Genomic DNA, 18,751 nt, shown 5'->3' with positions numbered 1-18,751 from the left:
CCGACCTCCTGCCGGGGCGCGGCGAGCGGATTAAGCTGTCCGCCGTGCTCGAACCCGAAACCGCCGTCGCGCCCCACCCCGATATCGCCCACCTGGCCCCGCTGCTGGGCACGTGGCGCGGCCGCGGCCGCGGCGAATACCCGACCATCGACTCGTTCGAGTACCTGGAGGAAGTGCACTTCGGCCATGTCGGCCGCCCCTTCCTGACCTACCGGCAGCGCACCCGCGCCGCCGACGGCAGCCGTCCCATGCACAGTGAGACCGGCTATCTGCGCGCGCTGCCCGACGACCGGATCGAACTGATCCTGGCCCACCCCACCGGCATCACCGAGATCTGCGAGGGCCGGCTGGTCCGCGAGGACGGCGAGCTGCGCCTGGAACTCGACTCCACCTCGATCGGGATGAGCAGCAGTGCGAAGTCGGTGACCGCGCTGGGCCGGACCATTTCCGTCACAGGCGACACTCTCGACTACTCCTTGCGCATGGCAGCTGTCGAGCAACCTCTCACGCACCATCTGGCAGCCACCCTGCAGCGCACGAACTGAAAGTGAACTTTACGGTCGGATAGCGGCCGCGAACTGCCGTTCTCCGCCGCAAGCGGAGTGCGGCAGCACATTTGCGCCTTGCCTCGGCATACGTCACCGATTACCGTTTCATACATCGGCAAACACTCAGCCAACTCCTAATCGAGGACCGGATCACCGAATTCACACCGTTCGGGTCTCCTTACTCATCCCAAAACAAGGGAGCGGGATATGAAGCGCTCGGCCCTTTTGCTAGTCACCACCGCGGGCATGATTCTCGCGGGCGCCGGTGTCACCGAGATGCTCGGTGACGGATCCGTCGAGGGACCACCCGTCCGGACCCTCGCCGACCAGCGATTCGTGACCGACAATGTCGGTGAGATCCAGTCCGCCGCATGCGTGAAGGTCGACGGCCGCTACACCGGACGCTGACTTCACCCCCGAGTGCTCAGAGACCCCTCCTCGATAGGCCTCAATACCCCTCAGGCAGGGCCGCGACCATATCGCGGGTCACCGCCACGGCGTTGTCGGAGCTGCCGCCTCGCACCACCAGGGTGGCCCAGGCCAGATCACCGCGGTATCCGATGAACCACGAATGCGAACCGCCGTCCACCTCGGCCTCACCGGTCTTCCCGTACACCTCACCCTGATCGACGATGCGCTCGGCCGTACCGCCGAGCACCACCTTGCGCATCATCAACCGCAGGCCGTCGATCACCTCCGGCTTCAACTGCGGCCGGTCCCCCGACACCTGGGTCTGATGACCCGCGATCAGATACGGCGTCGGCGCCGAACCGTGCGCGACTGTCGCCGCCACCAGCGCCATCCCGAACGGGCTGGCCAGCACCTTGCCCTGCCCGATGCCGTCCTCGGCGCGCTGCACCAGATCGTCGTCGGCGGGCACCGAACCCGAGGCCGTCGGCAGGCCCGCGATCGTGTAGTCCAGGCCGAGGCCGAGCGCGGCGGCGGCCGTGCGCAGATCCTCGCCCTCGAGTTCGGAGGCGAGCTTGGCGAAGGACGTGTTGCAGGACCGTTCGTAGGCGGTCGCCATGGCCACGCTGCCGACACTGAACAGGTCGTAGTTCGGAATCGTGCGCTCCCCCACCACGATCTGGCTCGGGCACGGGACCACGGTGTCGGGAGTGGCGTGGCCCGCGGTCATGGCCGCGGCGGCGGTCACCGTCTTGAACGTCGAACCGGGCGGGTACAGACCGGTCGCGGCCACCGGACCGTCCTTGTCGGCCGCCTCGTTCTGGGCGACCGCCAGGATCGCGCCCGTCGAGGGCTGCATCACGACCATCATGGCCTGTTCCTTGCGGACGTCCACCGCGTGCTGCGCGGCGTTCTGGACGTAGCGGTCGACGCTGAGCGAGAAGGACGGGGAGGTCTGCGGATCCACCTCCTCGAGCACATCGGTGTCGGCGCCGTTGGCGTTGACGGTCACCACGCTCCAGCCCGCCTTGCCGTCCACCTCGTCGATGACGGTCTTGCGGATCTGGGTCATGAGATCCGGGGCGAAGTGGCGGTCGGTGGGGACCAGGTCGAATTCCTTGTTGAAGGTGACCCCGGACAGGCCCATGAGGACCGAATCGACCTCGCCGAACTCCCATTCCGAGAGCTGGGCGACGGTGTAGGGGCCGTCGGCGCGGCGCGCGGTCCGCAGCAGTGTGGCGGCGTCGATCTTCTCGTCGAAGCGGCGCAACGCATTCGCGAGCGCGATACTGACGCCGTTCGGATCGGACGAAGCGGACGGTTTGAACTGCACCCGGAACAGCGCGCCCGGCACCAGCACGTCCCCGCCGGAGCGTTCGTTCACCCGGGCCCGCGGCGCCGGGTTCGAACGCAGTTGCAGCGTCTGGGTATTGCCCAGCTGGGGGTGGATGTCGGCGGCCGACCAGCGCACCTGCCATTGGCCGCCGGCGCGGCCCATCTGCAACTGGCCCTGGTAGGTCCAGACGCGATCCTTGGGCAGATGCCATTCGTAGGTGTAGTCGACGATGGCGGTGTCGCCGGTGATCCGCGCCGCGCCGGTGGTCGCCACCAGCTTCTCCGCCTGCAGCTGGTCCCACGCCGAACCGAGTGCGGCGCGGGCCTTTTCGGGCTGGCTGGTGCGGTCGGCGGCCGCGTCCACATCGTGGTCGGCGAAGTCGGAGACGAAGGCCTCGGCGGCCTGGGCGGGACCCTGGGGACCCGAGGAGCAGCCGGCCGCGGCGACCGCGACCGCGGCGGCGATCAGCGTGGAGAAGACCCGAGTTGACATCGGATCCGATGCTAAGAGCCAACTACTGGCAAACCGGTGCGACACACTGCACCGGAACGGATTTCACGCCGATATCACGCGAAATTCGGTCAATCCAGCAGCACTGTCGCGAATGTGGCGATCTGCCGGAAACCGACCTTCGCGTAGGCGCGCCGCGCAACCTCGTTGTAGCAGTTGACATACAGGCTGGCCGTGCGCCCGGAGGACACCACCACATTGGCCACGGCGGCGGTGCCGGAGGTTCCGTACCCTTCGCCGCGTTTGTCCGGATGGACCCAGACGCCCTGAATCTGCCCGGTGCGTCGCGACAACGCGCCGACCTCCGCCTTGAAGACGACCTCACCGTCCTCGAAACGCGCCCAGGCCCGGCCGGATTCGATGAGCCCCGCCACCCGGCGGCGGTAACTGCGTCCGCCGTCCCCGGTGCGCGGGTCGACGCCGATCTCCTCGGTGAACATGGCGATCGCGGCCACCAGGTACCGGTCGATCTCCTCGGGCCGCACCCGGCGCACCCGCAAATCCGGGGCGATGCCCGCGGGCCGATCCAGCGCGAGCAGCGGCTGATCCGCGCGCAGCTCCCGCGGCGGCCCCCAGTGCCCGGCCAGCAACTCCCACAGCGGCAGCGTCAGCTCACGCCGCCCCACCACCGACGAGCACAGCCGCGGGTTCTTGATCGCCTTCTCCGCGAACGCGCGCAGATCCTCGCGGCCGCCGCGCAGCGGCACCAGATTCGCCCCCGAGAAGCACAGGGAGTCCCCCGGTCCGCCCCGGGTCCACAGTTCGCCGTAGACGCCGCGCTGATCCAGCCCGAACTCCTGCAGGCGCGCGGCCACCATGCAGGTCGCCACGGGATCGGTGTCGAGCACACGCAGAACCTGCGTCAGGTCGCGGTTCGCGAGCTGACGGGCCCCGGATGTCCGGCCCCGGCGAGTCGGCTCCAGCACACTCCGCACGCTCACAGCCTGCCAGAACTTCCCGCCCCGCGCCGCAAGATTGCCACCAGCCGCCCGGCGACCAGCGAAAATATCACGCGCCCAGGGGGATCGGAGACGGCGACGGCCCGGTCCCGCGCGATTGTCGCGCCGGCCGGGCCGTGTCGATCGGGGTGGGTCAGCTCGCGGTGACCACCGGGGCGCCGGAACCTGCCTCGTCGCCCATCTCCTCGGCGATGCGCAGGGCCTCTTCGATGAGGGTCTCGACGATCAGGTGCTCGGGCACGGTCTTGATGACCTCGCCCTTGACGAAGATCTGGCCCTTGCCGTTGCCAGAGGCGACACCCAGGTCGGCCTCACGGGCCTCGCCGGGGCCGTTCACGACGCAGCCCATGACCGCCACGCGCAGCGGGACCTCCATGCCCTCGAGGCCCGCGGAGACCGCGTTGGCGAGGGTGTAGACGTCGACCTGGGCGCGACCGCAGGACGGGCAGGAGACGATCTCCAGCTTGCGCGGGCGCAGGTTCAGCGACTGCAGGATCTGCGAGCCGACCTTGATCTCCTCGGCCGGCGGGGCCGAGAGCGAGACCCGGATGGTGTCGCCGATGCCCTCGCTGAGCAGCGCGCCGAAGGCGACGGCGGACTTGATGGTGCCCTGGAACGCCGGACCGGCCTCGGTCACGCCCAGGTGCAGCGGGTAGTCGCACTGGGCGGCGAGCTGGCGGTAGGCCTCGACCATGATCACCGGGTCGTTGTGCTTGACCGAGATCTTGATGTCGCCGAAGCCGTGCTCCTCGAACAGGCTCGCCTCCCACAGCGCGGACTCGACCAGCGCCTCGGGGGTGGCCTTGCCGTACTTCTCGAGCAGCCGCTTGTCCAGCGAACCGGCGTTGACGCCGATGCGCAGCGGGATGCCCGCGTCACCGGCCGCCTTGGCGACCTCCTTGACGCGGCCGTCGAACTCCTTGATGTTGCCGGGGTTGACGCGCACCGCGGCACAGCCGGCGTCGATGGCGGCGAAGATGTAGCGCGGCTGGAAATGGATGTCGGCGATCACAGGGATCTGCGACTTCTTGGCGATGGTCGCCAGGGCGTCCGCGTCCTCCTGACGCGGGCAGGCGACGCGCACGATGTCGCAGCCGGAGGCGGTCAGCTCGGCGATCTGCTGCAGGGTGGCGTTGATGTCATGGGTTTTGGTGGTGGTCATCGACTGAACCGAGACGGGGAACTCGCTCCCCACTCCGACATTGCCCACCATCAGCTGGCGCGTCTTGCGCCGTGGTGCGAGGACGGCCGCCGGTGCGGCCGGCATCCCCAATGCGATGGCACTGCTCACGATCGGCTGCCTACTTTCCACTGATTCCTCACCCTTACCGGCTCCGAGCTTACCGAGGCTCGAATACCGGTCGCCCTGTGACGGCGGCGACAACGGTACCCGCGCCGGAAGCGGGACTCGGAAGCGGCCGGGACCTACAGTTCATATTCGTTGCAATCGACGCGAAGGTTTACGCTCCGAGAAGTGAAGGTAGCGAATCCCGGCGACTGGCCGTCCACACCGGAACAGGCAGTGGCACTTCAAGATCGGCTACGCAACGCGGTGATTCCCGCGAACCCCCGGCCACCGCGGTTCCGGACGGTTGCCGGCCTCGATTCCGCCTACGACGACCACGGAAATGTGGCCGCCGCCATCGTGATTCTCGACGCAACCACCCTCGACACCGTAGAAACCGCCACCGCCCGCGGCACCACGACATTTCCCTATGTCCCCGGCCTACTCGCCTTCCGCGAACTCCCCACCACCGTCGCAGCCCTCGAAACCCTCACCACCACACCGGATCTGATCATCTGCGACTCCCAGGGCCTGGCCCACCCCCGCCGCTTCGGCTTCGCCTGCCACCTGGGCCTGCTGACCGGCATACCCACCGTCGGCGTCGCCAAGAACGCCTGGGGCGACTACGAGGAACCGGGCCCCGACCGGGGCTCTTCCTCCGTCATCACCATCGACGGCGACCCGGTAGGCCGAGCCCTCCGCACCCGCACCGGCGTCAAACCCGTCTTCGTCTCGGTAGGCCACCTCATCGACCTGGACACCGCCTGCGCCCAGGTCCTGGCCCTGACCCCGGAGTTCCGCCAGCCCGAAACCACCCGCCGAGCCGACCGCCTCTGCCGCGACCTACTGCGCGAAATTTCCCCGGTGCGGCCATGAGATCGAGTTCCGACAAACCGAACGACGCAGAACTGCGATTCCGATTCGAGCGTGCCCTCGCGGACGCACAGGCCGGCATCGAACGCTCGTGCCTCGGGCTGGGACGCGATACAACGGCCGCCCTGGGGGCCATCGCGGACACCGCACCCGACGTGCCCCCGGAACTGCTGGCCACAGCCGAGGCAGCCTTCACCCGCGATTCCCCGGCGAGAAAGACACCGCGGCCGCCACACCTGTGAGAACCGAGGTGCCGGTCACGGTCCGCGACGGCGGGCCTCGATCGAATGAGTGCGGATCACATTCGCGCGCCCTTGGCCAGGTTGCAGCCGCGGCACAGGATCTGGAGGTTGTCGATGCTGGTCGCACCGCCTCGGCTCCAGGGGATGACATGGTCGAACTCGAGGTACTCCTGAGCGCCGCACTCGACACACTTCCCGCCGTCACGCTGCCAGACTCGCGACTTCATCTCCTGTGGGATCGCGCGGGAGTCGCGTTGTCCAGGCGCGAGCACGAGACGCTTCGCGATGCGTAGCGCACCCTCGAGGACCGCTGCGACGTACTCGGCATCCCGTACCCGGTAGCTGCCACCACCCCGGGCCGTCGTCGCATCGATCACCACCGTGTCGTATTCGTGCCGAACAGCCACGATCTTGGCCCAGGCGAGTTCGGATCCCGTCCCGGCACCGATGAACCGCAGCTTGCTGCTGCTGCCGAGCAGGCGGCCGGTGGTGTGCTTCGGACCGCTGGCCAGCATTCGTATCTGTGTCGCGTCGACGTCGACATGCAGCAACTCGTCCATCGCGAGATGCAGCTCGGGACGGCTCAGCCGGGGAAGATCTCCGGCCCGGACCTCGGTGAGTGACCGGCCACGGACCATCCGTTGACGCAGACCGTGAATGAGCGATCCCGCCGCGGACAGATCGGTAGCGGCCTGCAACTCGGAGACAGTCCGTTCGAAGTCGTCCAGTTCCTCCTGGTCGATCTGGTTGTCGGCGAAGGCGAAGGCGACCATCCGTTCCAGATGTGCAATGGCCAACGACCGCAGAGCTTCGCGTCCGGTGGCCTCGCTGACCATGTGGAACTGGAGCATCACCCACAGGTCGTCCCACCGTGAACCGCCGGGACCGTCCTCGATCAGCACCTGCCACGCCTGACCTCGCCAGGTGTCCATCAGATGCTGAACCTCACGCTGACACCATTGACACGGCGACGCGACAACCGTTGGCTGTGCGGCTGATTGGCCGAAGCTCCGGCTCCGGGGTGCGCCACCGACTCGGTGCACCGCCCGCGGACGCCCGCACCGCTCGCAGATCGCCGGTTCCTGTTGTGGATGCCGCGGTCGACGGTCGGCCGTCCAAGCCGTCCCATCCCACCACTGCAATTGCCCTGTGCCGTCCGGCGCCACATACCAACCGGGTGCGACGATCTGTGCGGGTGTCTCGTCGTCGTCCACCGAGACGCCGAATTCCTCGGCGAGTCCGCGCAATCCGCTCGACCATCCTTGTCCGACCGCACGGAACTTCCAGCCGCCGTCCCGGCGATAGAATTCGCCGAACACCATGGCCTGCACGGCTTCCGGGCTCGACACCCGATACTCGAATAGTCGGCCTCCGGTTCCCAACACGCTGAGTACCAGCGCTGGAACGTCCTGGAACGACCCTTGTGCTACGGATCCCGCGATCACGACACGATCCACACCGGATTCGATCGCGTTCAGGTTCACCGCCAGCCCGGCTCGCCCGGCCATCACCTGATCCAGCACCACGGCACCGGACGGATGCTGTGGTGCGTTGAAGAACACAAAATCAGCGTCGGATCGGATCTTCCCCGACCCGGCCAGCAGCAGGGCGTGCGGGTCGACTTCCCGTCCGCCATCCCACTGCAGGACCAGCGACACCGCCGACGCGGCCACGAGCGCATTTGCACCACGCGCCAACTCCACGACCCGAACCCCGTTCCTCACACACAACCGACCGTGAGCCATGTTCTGCGCCAGGGACTTTGGAGTTCATGATCCCCACATCCGCGTCAGCTACGGCCACGGCGACAAACACTAGTCAGCCGCACCGACGACATTCGACAGAGCGCTGTCTTCAGGCACTTTCGGTCATGGTGGGGGCCAGTGCTGTCAGCGGGCGACTGTCGCGTAGGTAGCGGACGATGACGGCGGATCTGCCGGGGAGTGTCGGCGCCGGTGGTCGTATCGAGCGCTCCGACTAGTCCCAATCGAACCAATCGAAGAACTCGAACGGCAGTAGATGCTTGAACCATCCCGGAGGGATTCCCCAGCCCGGAGGGAACAGGAAGCGCTTACTCTCCTGGCTGTGGTCCCCGTGCTGATCGACAGGGGTGGGGGCGTAGTTGACGACCACATCGGCCTGGGTCGGGACGGTCACGGCGGTGACCGGAGCCACCGCGATCGCACCGGCGAATACGGCCCGGGCCACCGTCTGCCTGGTCATTGCGAACATTGCTGAACCTTTCCGATGGTCGAACGCCCGACGCCGGGTCTCACCGGGCGGGCTGGATTCGCAACTCGCGGCGGCGGTGTACGCCGAGGTCGACCGCCCGCGAGGAATGCCACGAAGGCCCAGGGGCAATGCCGAGGGGTCTACCCCACGCAGAAGGGGGCCGACGTGCGCCATGATAGGCACTCGAGGTCAACGGCGGGCTACGTTCGAGCCGATTCTCGGGCGCCGGGGCGATTCATCAGCGGCTCGAGCCCTCAACCGGTTCGGGTCGGCTCTGTTCGGCGACCCAGGCGGCAATCTGGACGCGCGAGGTGAATCCGAGTTTGGTCAGGATGTGTTCGAGGTGTGCCGCAGCGGTGCGCTGAGAGATGTGCAGGCGGGTGGCGATGGCCCTGTTGGTCAGGCCCTCGGCGACGAGGGTGGCGACCTCCTGCTGCCGGCGGGTCAGCTGCGCCGAAGGACCCCGACCGGGAGCTGTGGCCGCTGGTTGCTCTCCGAGGGCGTAGTCGATCGCGGCGTCGAGATCCAGCTCGGCGCCTTCGCGGTAGGCGGTCTCGAAGGGTCCCCGGCCGAGCGTGCGACGCGCCGCTCGCTCACAGTTCTCGTGGTAGGCCACCAGTTCCGGAAAGATCATCGCGGAAGCGCTGATCGCTTGGGACAGAGCCTTCGCGGCGCCCAGCAACACGGCGGCGCGCCTCGCGCCGCCCTGTGCTTGGGCAACCCATGCCAGTGTTTCCATGGTCTGCGCGACCATGAACAGGTCCTTCTGCTGCCTGGTCATCTGTATCGATTGCCGCAGCAGCCGCAGCGCCCGCTCGCTGTCGCCCTGGTGCCACGCGGCAACCGCTGCTCCCCACAAGGCAGCCGACCGATGAAACGATTCGCCGTGGGATTCGCTGATCGCGAGGGCCTGCTCGTAGTACGAGAGGCCTGCTGCGCTGTCCTCCCGAAATATGCACACCCATCCGAGCGCGAACAGGGCCCAGATCTGTCCATAGACGTTCCCGTGCGCAGCGAACCACGCCAGGGCGGCTTCCGCGGGGGCGCGGGCGTGCGGCGGGTCGCCGCTGCTGAGTGCGTGAAAGGCTTGGCCGAGATCCGCGAACGCGTGCACGATCGGGTCGTCGGTCGTTGCGGCGAGTGCCTGCGCCTGCATGGCCCGCGCGGACACCGCGGCGCGATCGTCCTGGCCGATCGCCACCAGGTTGGCGTGCCACAGCGCCTTGGCGCGCAGCGCCGTAGCGGCAGCTGACCCGTCGGCGAGGGCGCGGTCGAGCCAGTACCGCGCCTCACTGTGCTGGCCTCGGGCGATCCAGAACGGCTGCAGGGCAGCCGCGAACGACAACGCGGCGTCGGATTCCGCCTCGGTGTCGGTCAGGCAGAAATCCAGCGCCTCACGCAGATTCGGTTGCTCGCGGTCGAGGCGGACGATCCAATGCGGCTGGCGGGGGCTGATCCACTCGGCCTCGGCGCGCTCGGCGAGCTGCCGGTACCAGGCCTGGTGCCGACGCCGCAGGTCCGTGTACCGGCCTGTCTGATCGAGCTTGTCGCGGCCATATTGGCGCACCGTCTCGAGCAGTCGGAACCGCACCACCGACCCCGACTCCTCCCGGTTCAGGATGGACTTGTCGACCAGGGCGGTGAGGATGTCGAGCAGCGGCGCTCCGAGGTCGTTTCGGCACACCCGTTCGACAGCGTCCAGTTCGACGGTGCCGGCGAACACCGACAGCTGTGCCCACACCTGTTGTTCGGCCGCGGTGCACAGGGAGTAACTCCAGTCGATACACCGCTGCAGGGTCTGCTGGCGGTCCGGTGCGCCGCGGCTGCCGCTGGTCAGCAGCGCGTATCGGTCGGTGAGCCGCTGCAGGATCTGTTCGGGTGACAATGCTCGCAATCGGGCCGCCGCCAATTCGATCGCCAACGGCAGCCCGTCGAGCCCGCGGCAGATCTCGGTCACGGTGGCGAGGTTGTCCTCGGTGAGCGCGAAGTCGGGCACGGCGGCGGCAGCGCGTTCGATGAACAGGGTGACCGCGTCGGAGCGGGCCGCCCTCCGCAGCGACGGCGGCTGATCCGGATCGGGAACAGACAGCGGCCGCACGTGTAAGACCGTTTCCCCGCCGATGCGCAGGGGCTCGCGGCTGGTGCTGAGAATCCGCAACGTCGGGCACTCCCGCAGCAGCGTCTCGACCAGCTTCGCGGCCGCGTCCACAATGTGTTCGCAATTGTCCAGCACCAGCAGCGACTGTCGCGAAGCCAGGTAGTCGATCAGCATGTCGAGTACCAGCTTCCCTTGCGGGCGCAACCCCGCGGCGGTGGCGATCACTCCCGGCAGCAGGGCATCGTCGTGCACCTCCGAGAGCTGGACCAGCCACACCCCGTCCGGGAAATTGCGCTGTGCATCGGTCGCGACCCGCGACGCCAGCCGGGTTTTGCCGACCCCGCCGATCCCGGCCAAGGTAACCAGCCGGGAACTCGCCAGCCGGGACTTGACCTCGGTCAATTCGGTGCGGCGGCCGACGAAGCTCGTCAGCTCGAGAGGAAAGGACCCTGTGCTGACCGGCGAAGCGAACGGCAGGGGCTCCCGGGCCGGCGAGCGACCGGTGGCCACGGGAGTCAACGGAACCGGGGTGCTCTCCTGCCGCTCGGCACCCGCTTCGGCGCGCATCGCCATCTCGTCGACCGGCAATCCGCGCCCGGCTTGCAGTGCTTGCAACTGCTCTCCCAACGCCTCGACGGAGGGCCGCTCCCCCGGAGCATGAGCCATGGCATGTTCGATCACCGCCGCTAGGTCCGGGTCGATACCGTGCTCGCGCAGGTCCGGTGCCGGCTCGGTGGTGATCCGCACGAACTGGGCGACCACCTGCTCGCCGCTGCGTCGCTCGAACGCTGCGTGCCCGGTCAGCGCGGCGAACAAGGTGGCACCGAGTCCGTAGACGTCCGCGGCGGGGGTGGGTGCCTCACCCGCCAAGACCTCCGGCGCGGTGAACGCCGGCGAACCGGTGACCAAGCCGGTAGCGGTGTGGAACCCGTCGGGGATGCGCGCGATACCGAAATCGGTCAGCGCCGGCTCACCGTATTCGGTGATCAGGATGTTGCTGGGTTTGACGTCTCGATGCAGGATACCGAGCCGATGAGCCGTCTCGAGCGCCCCGGCAATCCTCACCCCCACTCGCAACGTCTCGTCCACCGACAGCGGACCGTAACGACGGATCCGGGCGTAGAGGGAATCCTGCGGGTAATAGGGCATCACCAGATACGGCCGACCGGACGCCGTCATGCCCACCTGCAGCACCTCGACGATGTTCGGGTGCCCGGTCAGCCGGCCCATCGCCTGTTGCTCCCGGACGAACCGCTCGCGGTTCTCCTCCTCGAGGTCCGCGGTGAGCACCTTGATCGCCACCGTCCGGTCCAACGCCTCTTGGATGCAGCGATATACCAGGCCGAACCCGCCGCGCCCGATCTGCTCGGCGTCGGTGAATCCGGCCGCCGCCAGCTCCGCCGTGATCTCACAGACCGCGTCGCGCTGAGTTTTCAATGGGTCGATGTCGACCATGCGCCGGTCCCGCTTCCTGACGTGCTCAGGATATCGCGCAGTCGATCATGGCCACCTCGCCTTTCACCCACGGAAGGCGGCGAAGACCTGCGCTCCCGCATGATCATCCACGCGGCGATGCGGCGATCCACTGCGCTCGCTCACCCACCTGATTCGCGTCGCGAATGCCACCGGGGCCAGGACGCCGGCCGCAGCGGTGATCACGGCCGCAGTACCCAGACCTACCGACAACCGTTGAACCATGCGTGAATCAACTCCTATCGACAATGACCCGACCCGGGATTCGGTTTGCCGCACAAGAGGTTTCACGCAAATCGGGGTAATCCCGGAATTTCGACCTCCGTCGGCGCGAAGGATTACAACTCCGACCGGGCCACCGCTTCAGAAGGTGAACTGATCGCCGTAGGCGGTGGTCTGCGCGAGTCCCACGGCGGTGCTCACCGTGGTGGTGACGAACGGGACGGCCGACACCGGCGAGGCGCATTGGGCGATATTGAGCGCGGCATTGTTGAACGCGATGCGAAGCGGGAACGTCGTGGTGGCACCCAGGCGGGCCGTCTCCGTTCTCGCGACAGTGACCTGGCCGGGTCCCAAGTTCGCGAACACGCCTTCGGCCACACCCAGATTCCCGATGACAGCGGGGCTGATGACCCCAGCGGGAATAACTGTGCCCAGCTGTTGATAGGCGCCGAGGTCGGCGTCGAAGCCGCCGTCCACACTGATCCCGCAGCCGAGGATGAATCCCGCGACCGCCTCACCCGAGGTGATCGGGCCCCCGTCCACGGTGACCGAGTAATCGCCGGATATCTGCGCGGCATGCGAGAACGTCATGAGGACGTTCGGTGTCCGGTCACCGGGCGGGCTCGCCTCGATGCTGTCGACCGACGCCGTCACATGGACTCCCCCACCGGAGGCATCCGTGCCCGGCGGCTGAGCGCGACCGAGTCCGGCACCGCCGGCCCCACAAGCCCACCCCGGCCAGATTCGCCGCGAGCGTAGCGACCAAGGCGCCGGTGAACGAACGTCGCATGCCTGGAGCCTTCCGGTTCGCGATGGGCAACTCGACAACACATGGGGCAGACCCACACGGAGGGATACCGCTCGGCAAGCCTAGACGGCGCCACCATCCAGGCCGTGTCACCGCAAGGCGTGTCCACCCCCACCGAATCGGCACAGCCGAGTACCGCGACTTGCGACTGGTCAGTCGACGAGGCGGCGGAGCAGGGCCAGCGCCTCCGATACGTGGGCCCGCTCGGCGGGGGTCATGCGTTCGTCGAGGAGGTCGGCCAGGTGGCCGGAGCCGGCCTCGCGGCGTTCGGTCAGCAGGACGCGGCCGGCGGGGGTGAGTTCGAGGAGTTTGCGGCGGAGGTCGGCGGGGTCTGTGGTGCGGCGGATCAGGGCGCGCTCGATGAGGGTGGATGCGGCCGTTGCGACGGACTGGTGACGGATCTTGTCGGCGCGGGCGAGGTCGGCGACGGTGGCGGGGCCGTCTCGGTCGAGGCGTTTGAGGATCGACACCTGGGACAGGGAGATGGCTCGGCGGGGTGAGGCTGCGCGCATGCGGCGGACCAGGGCGCCGACAACGGATTGGAGGTCGTCGGCGAGTTCTGCTGGATCGCTTGTCAGTTCGCTCACGACTCCATAAAGTACAGGAAGACTGCGCAGTTTGACTGTATTAATTCGGAGAGGGTCCGATGGTGGATGGCATGGTCACGGCCGAACTGACGGTGGGCGGGCGGGAGCGGACGGTTCTGATGCGGCCACCCAGCGAAGCCGGTCGGCCGCTCGTGCTGGTACTACACGGCAATCAGTCGGCGAGCAAGAAGCGTGCATGGCGGGACTGGACCACCTTTCGCACCAATGCCGACCGATGGGGAATCGGGGTCGCGTTTCCGCAGGGGTGGTCGGGGTGCTGGGCCGACGGGCGCGGAGCGACGCTCGCCGATGAGGCGGGCGTGGACGATGTGTCGTTTCTGCGCGCTGTGATCGAGTGGAGCGCCGAACGCTATGACACGGTGGCCGAGCATTCGATCGTGGCCGGAATTTCCAACGGCGCGTTCATGGCTCACCGTGCGGGGTTGGAAATCGGGGATCTGGTTCCAGTGTTCGCGGCGGTCGCCGGTGGACTACCTGCCGATCTGGCGGGAGTGGATCCGACCCACGCGGTCTCGGCCATCCTGATCAATGGCGATGGCGATCCGTGGGTGCCGATCGAGGGCGGGCACTCCCGCCATCGCGGGTCCGACGGTGAACTACGCGGCCGCACTTATGGTTTGACCGAATCCGGGCAGCATTGGCGCGAGCTGAACGGCTGCACGGGAGCGAGTGAGACCATTCGCACCGACCGGTCCGAGCGCGAGCTGTCCGTGCTCACCTCCCCCGAAGACCGCAAGCTCTGAAACCCACCAGCACACAGGGAGAACCGAATGGCACTGCTCGGCAAACTGCTGAAGAATCGGCGCGCGGGCGACGCGGGGCTGGCCTGGAATCGGCCGGGACTGTCCGCGTCCGCGGAAATCACTGTCACCAGTGCGGATTTCGCACACGAATCGACCTTGCCGGACGTCCATACCGGGAAGCGGATCGGCGGCAGGGACGAGTCCCCGGCGCTGACATGGTCGACCCCGCCCGAGGGCACCGCGCAACTGCTCCTGGTCATCGAAGACCCGGACGCCCCCGGCTCAGCGCCCTTCGTGCACTGCGTCGCATTGCTCGAGCCGACAGTCACCGCATTGCCGCGCGGCGCACTGGGTAAGGCCACGGCACCCGCCGAAGTCCGACTGCTGCGTTCCGACTGGGGCCGCGGCTACATGGGCCCCTCCCCCATCAAGGGACACGGCCCACACCGCTACGCGTTCCAGATCTTCGCCCTGACCGAACCCCTCACCGATATCGACGGCAAGCCCATCGATTCGGTCAAGCCGAAGAACGTCCTGGCCGCCGCCCGAGCCCACGCCCGCGGCCGAATCGACGGCTTCTACGAACGCTCGTGAGGGATCCGGTCGCGGCCGGTCACATCTCGCGTTGCGCGCGACCCAGAACGTGAGCGCGAGCGTCTGACCGGAGCCAACTCGTCAGGGGAACAGCTTCACCGGGTTCACGATGTCGGCGACCAGGGTGAGGATCATGTACGCGCCGCCGAGAACCACCACGACGTAGGTGGCGGGCAACAGCTTCAGGTAGTCGACGGGGGCGCCGTCGGGGAGACCCTTGCGGTTGCGGAACACGTTGCGGAGCTTCTCGTAGATGACCACCGCCATGTGGCCGCCGTCGAGGGGCAGCAGCGGGAGCAGGTTGAAGGCGCCGAGGAAGAAGTTCAGCGAGGCCAGGGTCAGGATGAACATGGACCAGAGGCCGTGTTCGGCGGTTTCGCCGCCGATCTTGGAGGCGCCGTAGACCGAGACAGGGGTTTCGGGGTCGCGGGTGCCGCCGGTGACGGCGTGCCAGAGGTCGCCGACCTTGGCGGGCATCTGGGCGAGGGACTCGACGGTGCGGACCGCGATCTGGCCGGTGAAGGCGCCGGCGGCGGGGATGGCGGCGAGGACGTTGTACTGGACCGGGCCGTAGAAGTCCTGGCCGACGCCGACCTTGGCGACCGTCTTGGGGGTGCCGTTCTTCTCCGGGTAGACGACCGCCATCTTGGGGGTGACCGGGGCGGTCATGGTCTTGCCGTCGCGTTCGAAGGTGTAGGTGAAGGGGCCGGTCTGCTTCTCGGTCTCGGCGCGGAATTCCTTCCACGTCTTGATCGGGACGTCGTTGACCTTGGTGACCTTGTCGCCCTGCTGGAGACCGGCCGACTGGGCGGGACCGGTGCCGGTGCAGTCGATCAGCTTCTGGTCGGCGGTCATGTCGGAGACGCAGCCGAGCTTGCCGAGCTGGGTTTCCGCCGGCTGATCGAAGCGGGGCAGACCCCAGCCGACGGCCAGGATCACGATGAGGATGTAGCCGATGAGGAAGTTCATCAGGATGCCGCCGGACATGACCAGCAGGCGCTTCCAGGTGGCCTGCCGGTACATCGCCCGGTCCAGATCCTCGGGCTCGAGCTCGTCGAGGGCGGTCATGCCCGCGATATCGCAGAAACCGCCCAGCGGCAGCGCCTTGAGACCGTATTCGGTCTCGCCGCGCCGCCACGAGAAGATCTTGGGCCCGAAACCGATGAAGTAGCGCCGCACCTTCATGCCGGTGGCCTGCGCGGTCCACATGTGACCGCATTCGTGCAGGGCGACCGAGGCCGTGATCCCGAGGGCGAACAGTGCGAAGCCGATCGCGTAGACCATCCGGTTACGAGCCCTCTCCTGCAGTCAGCCGCGCACGATCGTGCGAGCGGTGTCGCGCGCCCACGTATCGGCCGCGAGCACCTCGTCCAAGCTACCGGGTTCGGCGGCCCAGCGGTCGGCGGACTCCACGACGCGCGCAACGGTTCGCACGATGTCGGGGAATCGGATGAGACCGTCCAGGAACGCCTGCACCGCGATCTCGTTGGCGGCGTTGTACACGGCGGTCACGCAGCCACCGGCCTTTCCGGCGGTGCGGGCCAGCTCGACGGCCGGGAACACGGCGTTGTCGACGGGCTCGAAAGTCCAGGTCGAGGCGGTGGAGAAGTCGCAGGCGGCGGCCGCGCCCGGCACCCGGTCCGGCCAGCCCAGGGCCAGCGCGATGGGCAGCTTCATATCGGGCGGGCTGGCCTGGGCCAGGGTCGAACCGTCCTTGAAGGTGACCATGGAGTGCACGATCGACTGCGGGTGCACGGTGACGTCGATGTCGTCGTAGCCGATGCCGAACAGCAGGTGCGTCTCGATCAGCTCGAGGCCCTTGTTCACCAGCGACGCCGAATTCAGCGTGTTCATCGGGCCCATGGACCAGGTCGGATGGGTCTTGGCCTCGGACGGGTTCACCGACTCCAGCATCTCGGTGGTCCAGCCCCGGAACGGCCCGCCCGAGGCGGTGAGCACCAGCTTCGACACCTCGTCGGCGCGCCCGCCGCGCAGGCACTGGGCCAGCGCCGAATGCTCGGAGTCCACCGGCACGATCTGTCCCGGCGTGGCCGCCCGCGTCACCAGCGAGCCGCCCGCCACCAGGGATTCCTTGTTGGCCAGGGCGAGTCGCCGCCCCGATTCCAGGGTGGCCAGGGTGGGTCCCAGTCCGAGCGAGCCGACCAGCGCGTTGAGCACCACGTCGGCGTCGGTGCGGCGCACCAGCTCGGTGGCGGCGTCCGGACCTGCCAGCGCCACACCGAGTTCGGCGGCCGCGGCCTCGTCGGCGACCGCCACATTGGTGGTGCCGGTGGCCGCGATCTGGCTCGCCAACAGTTCGGTGTTACCCCCGCGCGCCGCGAGCCCCACCACTTCGAAGCGGTCGGGGTTGGCGGCGATCACCTCCAGTGCCTGCGTACCAATCGAACCGGTGCTGCCCAGCAGCAGAACTCTCACAACGTCGGACACGCGCCTATTGTCCCCCGCCCCCTGGTCGCTACGACGCTGGGTCGTATGTCACGATATTGGCCAGCAATCGATTCGAGCCGTAAAGGAGCCACAGTGGCCGCCACGGAACTGGAACCCGCGCACCCCTCTGAGGTCGTCACCAAGGTCGACACCGCCGAGGTTCCGTCCGCAGCGTGGGGCTGGAGCGGCGAGTCCCGCCGGACCTTCCGCATCGCCGGCTGGGTCGTCGTCGTGATCCTGCTGACCATGCTGTTCGAGAACCAGCAGGGCAGCTCGTCGGGTACCGGCAATGTCGGCTACATCGCGCTCGTGCTGTTCGCGGCCGGCCTGGCGGTCATCCTGATCCGCGACTCCATCCTGTCGCGTCGCCCGCGCTAGTCGCGAAGCCCCACAACGACATTCGGTCCGGATCGCCCCTGAGCGATCCGGACCGAATTGTGTTGTCCGCCGGGTTCTCACCGCGGCGCGGAGGCGAGGAGCCTCAGCTGGCCGGGGTGGAGTCCGGCGCGTTCATGCGGTTGTAGAGGCCGATGCCGACGGCGATGGCCGCGGGCACACCGGTCAGCACCAGACCCGAGGCGGCGCCCAGCGGGATGCCGATGGCGGCACCCGCGACACAGCCCGCGATGCCGGTCGGCACCGACATGATCACCACACCGGCCACCGCACCGCCGACCGCGCCGAGCGCGCAACCGGCGACGCCGCCGACGACGGTGCCGAGCAGGGTGCCCATGGAGGTGGAGAGACCGAACTGGTTGACCGCGGCCGACATGGCGGCGTCCTGATCGGCCTGGCTGGCGACATCGTGCAACGCGGGAGCGGGCAGCGCCGGGGCGGGGAAGGCGGCGGCCGGGTCCATGTTCGGGGTGAGGGTCGCGGTGTTGCCGGCGATCTTCGCGGCGACCGGGTGGGCCATATCGCCGGTCACGTAGCTCAGCGGGAACGCGGTCACCACGGCGCCGTCGGCCGCACGCACCTGGAACTGACCGTTCTCGGTGGTCAGCGAGCCCGCGTCGGTCTTCAGGACGACGGACGCACCCTCGATCTTCGTATCCCAGTGGATGCCCTCGGGGGCGGCGACCGGGGCGGCGTTGGCGGTACCGGCGGAGACGCCGACGGCCGCGATGGCGAGAGCCGAGGTGGCGGCAAACTTCTTGAAACGCATTACTTTTCGTCGCTTTCTAGACTGGGCGCTTCCCTCTTGGGAGCGAGGTCCTCATCGAGCACCCGAGATAAGATAAGTCAGCAAATGTTGCCTATTTGTTGCCAAATCGTGGCGAAAACGGTCCTGAACGTATGTTTTGCGTAAAGACGGTGTTTGCCGATCATCTGTTCGGTGATCTGAGCAACTTTCCAGAATGCGA

17 protein-coding genes are annotated in these 18,751 nt (G+C 67.8%); 6 read left to right on the top strand and 11 right to left on the bottom strand.

Annotated features, from left to right (window positions below):
• Nucleotides 1–35 precede the first annotated feature (35 nt).
• Both ACWEOI_RS26400 and ACWEOI_RS26395 read left to right on the top strand, forming a co-directional pair.
• Nucleotides 36–545, top strand: a complete 510-nt coding sequence (locus ACWEOI_RS26400; RefSeq protein ID WP_452361423.1) for a peroxynitrite isomerase — start codon at nucleotides 36–38, stop codon at nucleotides 543–545.
• A gap of 210 nt (nucleotides 546–755) precedes the next feature.
• On the top strand, nucleotides 756–956 hold the full coding sequence (locus ACWEOI_RS26395; RefSeq protein ID WP_357092784.1) for a hypothetical protein: 201 nt from the start codon (nucleotides 756–758) through the stop codon (nucleotides 954–956).
• Nucleotides 957–996: 40 nt separating this feature from the next.
• Here ACWEOI_RS26395 and ACWEOI_RS26390 read toward each other — a convergent pair whose 3' ends face one another.
• The 3 genes from ACWEOI_RS26390 to ispG all read right to left on the bottom strand — a co-directional run bounded on the left by ACWEOI_RS26390 (nucleotide 997) and on the right by ispG (nucleotide 5,028).
• Entirely contained in the window at nucleotides 997–2,784 is a 1,788-nt protein-coding gene (locus ACWEOI_RS26390) for a penicillin-binding transpeptidase domain-containing protein (RefSeq protein ID WP_452361331.1), read from the bottom strand.
• A gap of 89 nt (nucleotides 2,785–2,873) precedes the next feature.
• Nucleotides 2,874–3,737, bottom strand: coding sequence for a GNAT family N-acetyltransferase (locus tag ACWEOI_RS26385; RefSeq protein WP_433672053.1), 864 nt, complete (start codon nucleotides 3,735–3,737; stop codon nucleotides 2,874–2,876).
• Nucleotides 3,738–3,894: 157 nt separating this feature from the next.
• Nucleotides 3,895–5,028 carry a flavodoxin-dependent (E)-4-hydroxy-3-methylbut-2-enyl-diphosphate synthase gene (ispG, locus tag ACWEOI_RS26380; RefSeq protein ID WP_433673285.1) on the bottom strand — a complete coding sequence of 378 codons (1,134 nt, stop codon included), beginning with the start codon at nucleotides 5,026–5,028 and terminating at the stop codon, nucleotides 3,895–3,897.
• A 207-nt stretch (nucleotides 5,029–5,235) separates the two neighbouring features.
• Between ispG and ACWEOI_RS26375 the strand changes: the two genes are divergently transcribed.
• Nucleotides 5,236–5,922: an endonuclease V gene (locus ACWEOI_RS26375; RefSeq protein ID WP_452361330.1), complete on the top strand. Its 687-nt coding sequence runs from the start codon at nucleotides 5,236–5,238 to the stop codon at nucleotides 5,920–5,922.
• A gap of 295 nt (nucleotides 5,923–6,217) precedes the next feature.
• Here ACWEOI_RS26375 and ACWEOI_RS26370 read toward each other — a convergent pair whose 3' ends face one another.
• From ACWEOI_RS26370 to ACWEOI_RS26350, 5 genes are all read right to left on the bottom strand, one after another.
• Entirely contained in the window at nucleotides 6,218–7,906 is a 1,689-nt protein-coding gene (locus tag ACWEOI_RS26370) for a TerD family protein (protein WP_452361329.1), read from the bottom strand.
• Nucleotides 7,907–8,138: 232 nt separating this feature from the next.
• Complete coding sequence (locus tag ACWEOI_RS26365; protein WP_433672050.1) at nucleotides 8,139–8,384, bottom strand: hypothetical protein; 246 nt, start codon at nucleotides 8,382–8,384, stop codon at nucleotides 8,139–8,141.
• A 247-nt stretch (nucleotides 8,385–8,631) separates the two neighbouring features.
• Complete coding sequence (locus ACWEOI_RS26360) at nucleotides 8,632–11,946, bottom strand: protein kinase domain-containing protein (RefSeq protein ID WP_452361328.1); 3,315 nt, start codon at nucleotides 11,944–11,946, stop codon at nucleotides 8,632–8,634.
• A gap of 381 nt (nucleotides 11,947–12,327) precedes the next feature.
• Nucleotides 12,328–12,840: an MspA family porin gene (locus ACWEOI_RS26355; RefSeq protein WP_452361327.1), complete on the bottom strand. Its 513-nt coding sequence runs from the start codon at nucleotides 12,838–12,840 to the stop codon at nucleotides 12,328–12,330.
• A 306-nt stretch (nucleotides 12,841–13,146) separates the two neighbouring features.
• Nucleotides 13,147–13,581, bottom strand: coding sequence for a MarR family transcriptional regulator (locus tag ACWEOI_RS26350; protein WP_433672047.1), 435 nt, complete (start codon nucleotides 13,579–13,581; stop codon nucleotides 13,147–13,149).
• Between the two features lie 71 nt (nucleotides 13,582–13,652).
• Here ACWEOI_RS26350 and ACWEOI_RS26345 point away from each other — a divergent pair, with 71 nt between their 5' ends.
• Together ACWEOI_RS26345 and ACWEOI_RS26340 are read left to right on the top strand one after the other, a co-directional pair.
• A complete protein-coding gene (locus ACWEOI_RS26345; RefSeq protein WP_452361326.1) occupies nucleotides 13,653–14,345 on the top strand; it encodes an alpha/beta hydrolase family esterase in 693 nt (230 codons plus the stop codon).
• Nucleotides 14,346–14,372: 27 nt separating this feature from the next.
• Entirely contained in the window at nucleotides 14,373–14,939 is a 567-nt protein-coding gene (locus ACWEOI_RS26340) for a YbhB/YbcL family Raf kinase inhibitor-like protein (protein ID WP_452361325.1), read from the top strand.
• Between the two features lie 81 nt (nucleotides 14,940–15,020).
• Here ACWEOI_RS26340 and ACWEOI_RS26335 read toward each other — a convergent pair whose 3' ends face one another.
• Nucleotides 15,021–16,223, bottom strand: a complete 1,203-nt coding sequence (locus ACWEOI_RS26335) for a site-2 protease family protein (protein WP_433672044.1) — start codon at nucleotides 16,221–16,223, stop codon at nucleotides 15,021–15,023.
• Nucleotides 16,224–16,247: 24 nt separating this feature from the next.
• Nucleotides 16,248–17,387 (bottom strand): 1-deoxy-D-xylulose-5-phosphate reductoisomerase, encoded by a 1,140-nt coding sequence (gene dxr, locus ACWEOI_RS26330; RefSeq protein ID WP_433672043.1) that lies wholly within the window; start codon nucleotides 17,385–17,387, stop codon nucleotides 16,248–16,250.
• A 93-nt stretch (nucleotides 17,388–17,480) separates the two neighbouring features.
• On the opposite strand from dxr, the gene ACWEOI_RS26325 reads away from it, so the two are divergent.
• Nucleotides 17,481–17,765: a DUF2631 domain-containing protein gene (locus tag ACWEOI_RS26325; RefSeq protein WP_357092747.1), complete on the top strand. Its 285-nt coding sequence runs from the start codon at nucleotides 17,481–17,483 to the stop codon at nucleotides 17,763–17,765.
• 103 nt (nucleotides 17,766–17,868) lie between these two features.
• On the opposite strand, the gene ACWEOI_RS26320 is transcribed toward ACWEOI_RS26325, so the two are convergent.
• The gene (locus ACWEOI_RS26320) at nucleotides 17,869–18,552 is read right to left on the bottom strand and encodes a hypothetical protein (protein WP_452361324.1); all 684 of its coding nucleotides are present in this window, start codon (nucleotides 18,550–18,552) and stop codon (nucleotides 17,869–17,871) included.
• Between the last annotated feature and the right edge of the window lie 199 nt (nucleotides 18,553–18,751).

Source organism: Nocardia sp. NPDC004340, from assembly GCF_053602575.1.
Note: the sequence above shows the minus strand (reverse complement) of the source record. Positions and strands in the feature narration are given on the sequence as shown.